The sequence below is a fragment of the Pirellulales bacterium genome (genome assembly GCA_035499655.1).
Taxonomy (GTDB): domain Bacteria; phylum Planctomycetota; class Planctomycetia; order Pirellulales; family JADZDJ01; genus DATJYL01.
Genome location: DATJYL010000122.1, coordinates 1 through 8,338 on the forward strand (window position 1 = coordinate 1; position 8,338 = coordinate 8,338).

Genomic DNA, 8,338 nt, shown 5'->3' on the forward strand with positions numbered 1-8,338 from the left:
ACAAAAACGGATCAATGGGTTCGCCGCGATTACCCGTTGGGCAATAACTCGGTGCGTTCTTCGTACTCAGTGCGGACCGTAGTAACGGGAACCTTGCGGACTTCTTCTTGCTCCTCGTAGCGGACGGTGGTGACCGGCACAGTGCGAGTTTGCCCTTCTTCGACCCACTTCTCGGTTGTCACCGGCACTTTGTAAGTTTGCTGTTCCTGGACGTACTTCATCGTGGTCACCGGCACCTTTTGGACTTCTTCCTGCGGCACGTAATGGACGGTTTGCACAGGCGTTTGCTGCGCGACGACCTGCGAGGTGTAAGAAGTCGTTGGCACGTATCCCCAGTTGAACCAGCCGTATCGCACGGGCATATACGTTACGTAAGGCGTGTATTGCGTAACGTAATTAGTTTGCACGGCCGACTCGGTGACGGGCCGGTTTACGACCACGCGCTGCTCCTGCTCGCTGGTTTCGTAAACAGGCTTGTAAACCGTGCGAGTTTCCTCGCGCTCGGCGGTTTCAATCACCGGCTTGCGGACGATGACTTTCTCTTCTCGCTGTGCCGTTTCCACCACCGGTTTGCGGACAATCACTTTTTCCTCGCGCTCGGCCGTTTCGACGACCGGCTTGGCCACCCAGTAATGTCTTTCGGTATAGGCCGGCGTCGAAGGAGCGTAATTCACCGTGGTGGAAGCAGGCGCAGCATTTATTTGTTCAGACGCTGCGTAATTAGTTGTGACTGTTGTTGCCGGCACACATGAGCAATTAGCGCCGAGTGCGGAATCAACGCTGGGTGCGTAATAGGTGGTCACTGGCAGCGGAGTTTCCATGCTGGAAATAGTCGGCGCGTAATTAGTGACAATGGGCGCCGCATTTTCCACAATCGCTGTACCCGGATAGGCAACGGTTTGCAAAACCGGCACAGGTGTCCAACCGTCATAACCGATCGCGGCATCATCAGCGTGTGCAGTTGAAATTGAAAACGAGAAGGCCAACAAAGCCGCGATACACATGGTGTTACGGTGTGCGAACATGCAAGTTCTCCCAGTCGATAATTCTGGATGGGGCCACATTTCCCGGCGCTTGCGATTATAAGGCGCGCCGCTTCGCAATTTCCAGCGGCTGCCGGAAGAAATTACCGCCGCAACTGGAACACATGGGCCGGGCCCCGCTGCGGGTCCAATTCCACATACTCCCGCGCGCCTTGCCAGGTGAATTTCCGGTCACTCAGCAAATCCAGCACTTCGTAGCTGCCGCCGCTTAAACGGAATTGATCTAACGGCAGTTCGAGCCAGCCGGAATGAGCCCGGTGCGGATCAAGATTCACAATCGCTAGCACGATGTTGCCGGCGTCGGCTGTCCGTTTGCTGTAGGCCAACAGTTGATCGCTGTCGATGGTGTGAAAAGCCAAATTTTCAGCGCGTTGCAAAGCAGGCTGTTCACGGCGAATGCGGTTCAAGCGGCGCAACAGATGGCGAAGGCTGTCGGGACGGTTCACATCCCAATGCTTCAACTCATATTTTTCAGAATTCAAATACTCTTCGCTCCCCGGATCGCGCGGCGTTCGCTCCAACAGTTCGTAGGCTGGACCATATACGCCCCAATTCGCGCCCAAAGTGGCCGCCAGAACGGCCCGCACGGCAAAGGCCGGAGGTCCGCCGCGTTGCAAGTAATCGTGCAAAATGTCAGGCGTATTGGTCCACAAGTTCGGTCGAAATACCTCGGCCAGGGCCGGTTGCGAAAGCTCAGTGAAATACTCCGTCAACTCCTGCTTGGTGTTTCGCCAGGTGAAATACGTGTACGATTGCGTGAAGCCCAACTTCGCCAGCCGGTACATAATTTTCGGCCGCGTGAACGCTTCGGACAGGAACACCGCGTCGGGCTGTACCCGCTTCACCTCCGCCAGGCACCACTCCCAAAAGCCAAACGGTTTGGTGTGCGGATTATCGACCCGAAAAATATGCACCCCCTGCTCCGCCCAAAACAGAAACACACTTTTCAGTTCATCCCACAAGGTTCGCCAATCATCGCACTCAAAATCGAACGGATAAATATCCTGATATTTTTTCGGCGGATTCTCGGCGTATTGAATGGTGCCGTCGGGCCGGTGGCGGAACCATTGAGGATGCTCCTTGACATAGGGATGATCGGGCGAGCATTGGAACGCAATATCGAGCGCGATCTCCATGTTCTGTTTCCGCGCAGTCGCAACGAGGGCACGAAAATCGTCGAGCGTGCCCAACTCCGGATGCACGGCTTTGTGGCCCCCTGCGGCCGCGCCAATGGCCCAGGGGCTGCCTACATCTCCGGGTTCACATTGCTCTTGGTTGTTTTTGCCCTTGCGGAAAGCTTTGCCCACCGGATGAATCGGCGGCAAATACAGCACGTCGAAACCCATTTCGGCGATGTATGGCAAATGAGCAATACAATCGCGAAACGTGCCATGTTTTCCCGGTGCTGGGCTGTACGAACGGGGAAACAATTCATACCACGCGCTGAAGGCTGCCCGCGGCGGGTCGACAAGAATTTCTAGTTCGGGTGAAATGGTTGCCTGACTGCGATCCACATAACGGTCCATGAGCGCAAGTAAGCCTTCGTCCATGGCCACCGCATATCGAGATGCCTGATCGAGCGCTGCAAAGTTCTTAGTGGCCGCAATCGGCGCGGCATATGCGCTCAATTTAACGGCATCATGTTTCGCAGCAGGGCCGAAAGCGGAGACGGAAGTGGCTCGGACGGCGGCGGCTTCCACCAGTGCCGCGCCAATTGATAAATCCACGTGCATATTCTGGCCCGCGTCGTTTCGTTTTTTCAAATCGTGCCGCCAGGTATGAAAGCGATCGACCCAGCCGACGATGCGGTAACCATATCGACCCAGTTTTTCCACGTGAAAGGAAGCACGCCAGCGGTCATTGCCCAATGGCGCCAATGGCTGCTCCTGCCAGACAGAGTCGTCGGAATCCTCCGCATGCCGATGTTGTAGCACGGCCACAACCTCGTCGTGGCCGTCGGCAAACACGTCGGCTTCGACAACCACTTCGTCGCCGACTATCCGTTTGATGGCGAATCTGCCACCGTCCACCATGGGACGGATTCCTTCGATGGCCACGCGCGGGAAATCAACTTCGTTTTGCGTCATGAATGAAAGGCACTTGTGCCTGCAAATACAATTTTAGGTCGCGCTCCGTCCGCCGCCACTGCTGGGTGTGACGGCTTGGATGTCGGTGGCTGCCGTTGGTTTATCGGCCGGCACATTGGTGGGCGCGGCGGGGATTAATTCCGGCGGCTTTACCGGAATGGCTTGGGATTGTTCGTTTATTGCCCGCAGAATGGCAACCGAGCATGCTCGCAGCGCATATTTGGCTCCGACAGGGAACAATGCTTCGTCCGTTTGCAGATCGGCCGTATCCAACAGCCGCTGCCATTGCGAGATGCCGTCGAACGGGGGCAACTCAAACGGCACGTCAATTTTTTGATCGCCGTTGAATAAAATCAGCAACGTATCGCCGTGGATCGGCTCGCCATGCTCGTTAACGTCCACGTGTTGGCCGTAGAGCTGAACCCCCAAACAACGGACAAACGGCGCTTTCCAGGCTTCTTCCGTCATTTCCTTGCCGTTGGGGTCGAGCCACAAAATATCGGGAATGGCCGAACCTTCCAGCTTTTCGCCGTGGAAAAACCGCCGCCGTTGCAATACCGGCTGCGAAAAATACAAGCGCACCAAACGGCGGGTAAATTCCAACAGTTCTCGCTGCGAGTCGTTCAGGTTCCATTCAAGCCAGGTGATGTCGTTATCTTGGCAGTAGCAGTTGTTGTTTCCTTTTTGCGAATGGGAAATTTCGTCGCCGGCCAAAATCATCGCCACGCCTTGCGAACACTGCAGCGTGGTTAGCATCGCCCTTTTTTTGCGGGCCCGCAGGTTCAGTATGTCAGCATTCTCGGTCGGCCCCTCGGCCCCGCAGTTCCAACTGTTGTTGTCGTCGGCGCCGTCGCGGCTTTCCTCGCCATTGGCCTCGTTGTGTTTGTGATCGTAGGAAACTAGGTCTTCCAGCGTGAAGCCATCGTGGCACGTGACGAAATTGATGCTGGCGTTGGGCGGGCGCTTGTTCCAGGCGTATAAATCGCTGGAGCCGCAAAACCGCGTGGCGAACTCGGGCACGACGCCGGCGTCCCCCTTCCAAAAACGCCGCACGCAATCTCGATACTTCCCGTTCCATTCCGACCACAAAACGGGAAAATTGCCGACCTGGTACCCACCTTCGCCCAAGTCCCAAGGCTCTGCAATCAGCTTCACCTGCGAAAGAACCGGGTCTTGATGAATAATGTCAAAAAACGCTCCCAGCTTATTCACGGCGTGCAGTTCGCGGGCCAGGGTGCTGGCCAAATCGAACCGGAAGCCATCGACGTGCATTTCCAGCACCCAGTAACGCAGGCTATCCATAATCAACTGCAATACACGCGGGTTTTGCATGTGCAGCGTGTTGCCGCAGCCGGTAAAGTCCATGTAATACCGCGGGTCTTCCGGCGACAGGCGGTAATAACTGGCGTTGTCGATTCCGCGAAACGTCAACGTCGGGCCCATTTGATTGCCTTCGGCCGTGTGGTTGTAAACCACGTCCAAAATGACTTCGATCCCCGCGGAGTGCAGGTTCCGCACCATCGTTTTGAACTTCGTCACCGCATTCGATTGCGGATCGTTCGCCGCGTAATCATTTTCCGGCGCGAAAAAATTCAGCGTATTGTAGCCCCAGTAATTGGTCAGACTTTTTTCAACTAAATGGCGATCGTTCAAATGGTAGTGTACTGGCAGCAGTTCGACCGCAGTGATGCCCAACTGCTGCAGGTGCTTCAAAACCGGATCGGTTCCTAACCCGGAATAAGTGCCTCGGGCCGATTCAGGCACGTCGGGATGCAATTTGGTGTAGCCTTTAACGTGCAGCTCGTAAATCAGCGTTTTTTGCCACGGCGTGCGTGGCGAACGATCATCGCCCCAGGTGAAAGCTGTATCGATCACCTTTGCCAACGGGGCATACCGGGAATTGTCGCGCTTATCGAACGACAAATCCCCCTGCGAATGCCCCACACGGTAACCAAACATGGAGTCGGCCCACCGCAAATTCCGCCCTATGCACTTGGCGTAAGGATCGAGCAATATCTTGTTTGGGTTGAAGCGGTGCCCTTTGGCCGGCTCGTACGGGCCGTACACTCGGAACCCATACAGTTGGCCCGGGGCCACATCGGGCAGGTAGCCATGCCAAACCATGTCGTTATGCTCAGGCAACAAGACCCGGGCGAATTCAGACTTAGCCTCGGGCGAATCAAAAAGGCATAACTCCACCTTTTCGGCGTTTTCCGAATACAGCGCGAAATTCACACCCCGGCCGTCCCAGGTAGCGCCCAACGGATACGGTTGACCGGGCCAAATTCGCACGAGCGGGCTCCAAGTAGTCGGTGGATGTTATGAATGGCGGCGAGGCAAGGTGAGGTCAGCGGTAGCGGCCTGTATCGTGCAACTACCGTGCCTTCAATTTTTGAAACAGAGCATCGTCTTTCAACTTTACCTTCTTAACTGGCTCCGGCGCTAATCCCAAGGACTGGCCGGTTGGGGGTGCGTCGGTTGCGCCGGCGCCAGCGCTTGCTCTTCTTCGATCACTCGCGGCGGCGGCAACATGCGAACCTGCCGGATTTCCGGAACAATGTACACCAAATTCCACAAAAACACTAAGGCCGCGGCGGGCAGAATAATCACTAATAATTCGTCATGCACGGTGGAAATTCGTGGATCAATCGTCGCAATGCAGCTCCAGTACGGATCGGTCAGATGTCCCAAGTTATAGGTGCTGCGGTGAATATCGTATGGATCAATGATGCCTGGTATGCCCCAGCCCGCCATCACCAACAGCAGGTTTACCAGTACTCCCGCAGAAAGCGTCACTTGGGTAAACCTTCGCAGCAAACGCAACAGTAGATTTCCCACGCCTAGATAAAGGACGAAATAACCCACTAGCAGCAGAATTTGTGTAATCAATTGCGATGGCGGCGCCAGTCCCGTGGCGGTGGAACCACCGCTGGCTTCCCCGTACCACACGGCGCAGATGGCCAAAACCGAAATCGCCGCAACATTGCTGACAGCAAACAAATATCCCGTTCCCGCTCCCGGGTTGAATAGGGTGAACAATGCTCGGCCTAAATCCGATTGAGGTAACCGGCGTTTTACTCGCGGCGAAAGCTCCGTGGCCTCCCCGCTCATGAAACCCCCCATCACAAACCAGTACATCGAGGCCACAACCACGGCAATCACGCCGAGAAAGCCGACGCCGGCTGCCATACTACGATTCTGAGACATCGTTTTCAACGCGCCGAAACCGATCCAACCAATGAACAAAACTTGCTGAGCCAACATTGCCCACCGTAGCGGCGTGGATCGGTTCTCGGCGGTAAACGTTAATTGCGCCGCCGCCGCGAAATACAACAACACAAACGTGCTCACGTAAAAACTCAAAAATGTCAAATTCTCCATCCAAAACTCCGAGCTGCTAAACTCCAGTCGTGGATTTCGCAATCGTTCCCAACACAATTGCCTTGCTCCTTGAAAGGCGGAGAATAACGTCACGATAATCACCACCGCCAGCAATATCTGCCAGTGTTTTTCCTTGGCGATGGTGGCCAGCAACAGCGCGCACATCGAAAAGCCCAGCGACGCCAAAAATGTGTCAAACAAAATCCAGCAGATCGTCGGCACGTCGATCCCGCGCAGCAAATACGTAAACGCCAGACAAGGCGCCACCGCCGAAAAATAAACCGCCATTTGCGCCACGGAACTGCCCAATTTTCCGGCCACAATTTGTCGCGGCCGCAACGTGGTAATCGCCACCAGTTCGTACGTGTTGTCTTCTCGTTCGGCAATTAACGAACGGAACGTGGAGAACGGGACAATTAAGATCAGCGGAAATGCCAAAATCAGGTAGTAAACGTAAAACATGTCCGGGCCATAAGCCCCGTACGAAACCTCTGGCCCCAACCGCGTAATGCCGGCAATCGACCACAGCCACGACAGGCACAGCACCGCGCTGAAGGTGATCGAAAATTGCCGGCTTTTCAGCGACTGTCGTACTTCCTTCACCAGCAGCGGGTTTAGCCACTCGCCGGCCCATTCCGCTTTAGAGGCCAGCCGTCGCCAAAAAGTCGGCGCGACCCCGCAATCGGCTGCCAGCTCATCAGCCGTCGCTGCAGAAGATTCAATCGTGATTGGTGTTTCTTGACTGCTCATATCCACTCTGACACCTAAGGCACTAAACCCCTTCCCCCGTTACTGCACCAACCCTGCTGTTACCTGCATAAATACGTCCTCTAAGGACCGCTGATGGCTTCCGAACGCCGCCACCCGGAATCCGGCGCCGACCAGGTCACGCAGCAAATCGGCTTCTGAGTTTTCGTCGCCGTCGTGGGCAAACGTGGCCGTGTCCCCTTCGATGTTAATTTCGTGGATGTCATCCCGGGCGTTTAGCCAGGCGACCGCACCATCCAAACCGCCGAGGACCCGCAACCGCACTAAACTTTGCTGCGTTTGTTGTCCGCGGCGCTGAATTTCGGCCACGCTGCCCACGGCCAAAATGCGCCCCTGCTCGATAATGCCCACCACGTCGCACATTTCGCCCAATTCGCTAAGAATGTGCGAACTTACCAAAATGGTTTTTCCGTCGGCGGCCAGGCGGCGGATCATTTCGCGCAGTTCGATCCGCGCTCGCGGATCCAAACCGGCGGCCGGTTCGTCCAACACCAGCACGGCCGGATTATGAATCATCGTTCGCCCCAGGCCAAGCCGCTGCTTCATCCCTTTCGAAAGCCCGCTCACCGCCTTGCTTTGCAACGCGTCCAGACCCGTGAAATCCAGCACGTAATTTATCGCCCGTCGCCGATCGCCGCCGCGCAAGCCGTATGCCCGCGCGAAAAAATCGAGATACTCCAACACGTTCACGTTCGGATACGTGCCGTAATAATCGGGCATGAAACCCAGCCGCCGCCGCACGCGGTCCGGATCGTCAATGACCGAAAAGCCGTCGACGAATGCATCCCCCTGTTGGGGACAATCCAGCGTGGCCAGAATTCGCATGCTGGTGGTTTTGCCCGCGCCGTTGGGACCGATGAATCCAAACACCTGCCCGCGCTGCACTTCAAACGAAACATCGTTCACCGCCTTAGTGCGGCCAAAGTAACGATGCAAATGTCGCAGCTCGATCATCGAATCCGGCATGAACATTCTCCCATTTCCTCTTATACCGGCCACTTGCTACCGACCGCTGATCACTGCAATCTCACCACTGGCCCACGATCACGTGCAAACTTT

At 55.8% G+C, this 8,338-nt stretch carries 5 protein-coding genes; all 5 read right to left on the reverse strand.

Features of this window, described 5'->3' with window-relative positions; genetic code table 11:
• Positions 1 to 29: 29 nt before the first annotated feature.
• On the reverse strand, positions 30 to 1,025 hold the full coding sequence (locus tag VMJ32_08755; GenBank protein ID HTQ39106.1) for a hypothetical protein: 996 nt from the start codon (positions 1,023 to 1,025) through the stop codon (positions 30 to 32).
• A gap of 101 nt (positions 1,026 to 1,126) precedes the next feature.
• The gene (locus VMJ32_08760; protein HTQ39107.1) at positions 1,127 to 3,130 is read right to left on the reverse strand and encodes an alpha-1,4-glucan--maltose-1-phosphate maltosyltransferase; all 2,004 of its coding nucleotides are present in this window, start codon (positions 3,128 to 3,130) and stop codon (positions 1,127 to 1,129) included.
• A 33-nt stretch (positions 3,131 to 3,163) separates the two neighbouring features.
• Positions 3,164 to 5,422 carry a glycogen debranching protein GlgX gene (gene glgX / locus VMJ32_08765; protein HTQ39108.1) on the reverse strand — a complete coding sequence of 753 codons (2,259 nt, stop codon included), beginning with the start codon at positions 5,420 to 5,422 and terminating at the stop codon, positions 3,164 to 3,166.
• 150 nt (positions 5,423 to 5,572) lie between these two features.
• Positions 5,573 to 7,261, reverse strand: coding sequence for a hypothetical protein (locus tag VMJ32_08770; GenBank protein ID HTQ39109.1), 1,689 nt, complete (start codon positions 7,259 to 7,261; stop codon positions 5,573 to 5,575).
• A gap of 39 nt (positions 7,262 to 7,300) precedes the next feature.
• On the reverse strand, positions 7,301 to 8,245 hold the full coding sequence (locus VMJ32_08775) for an ABC transporter ATP-binding protein (protein ID HTQ39110.1): 945 nt from the start codon (positions 8,243 to 8,245) through the stop codon (positions 7,301 to 7,303).
• Positions 8,246 to 8,338 lie beyond the last annotated feature (93 nt).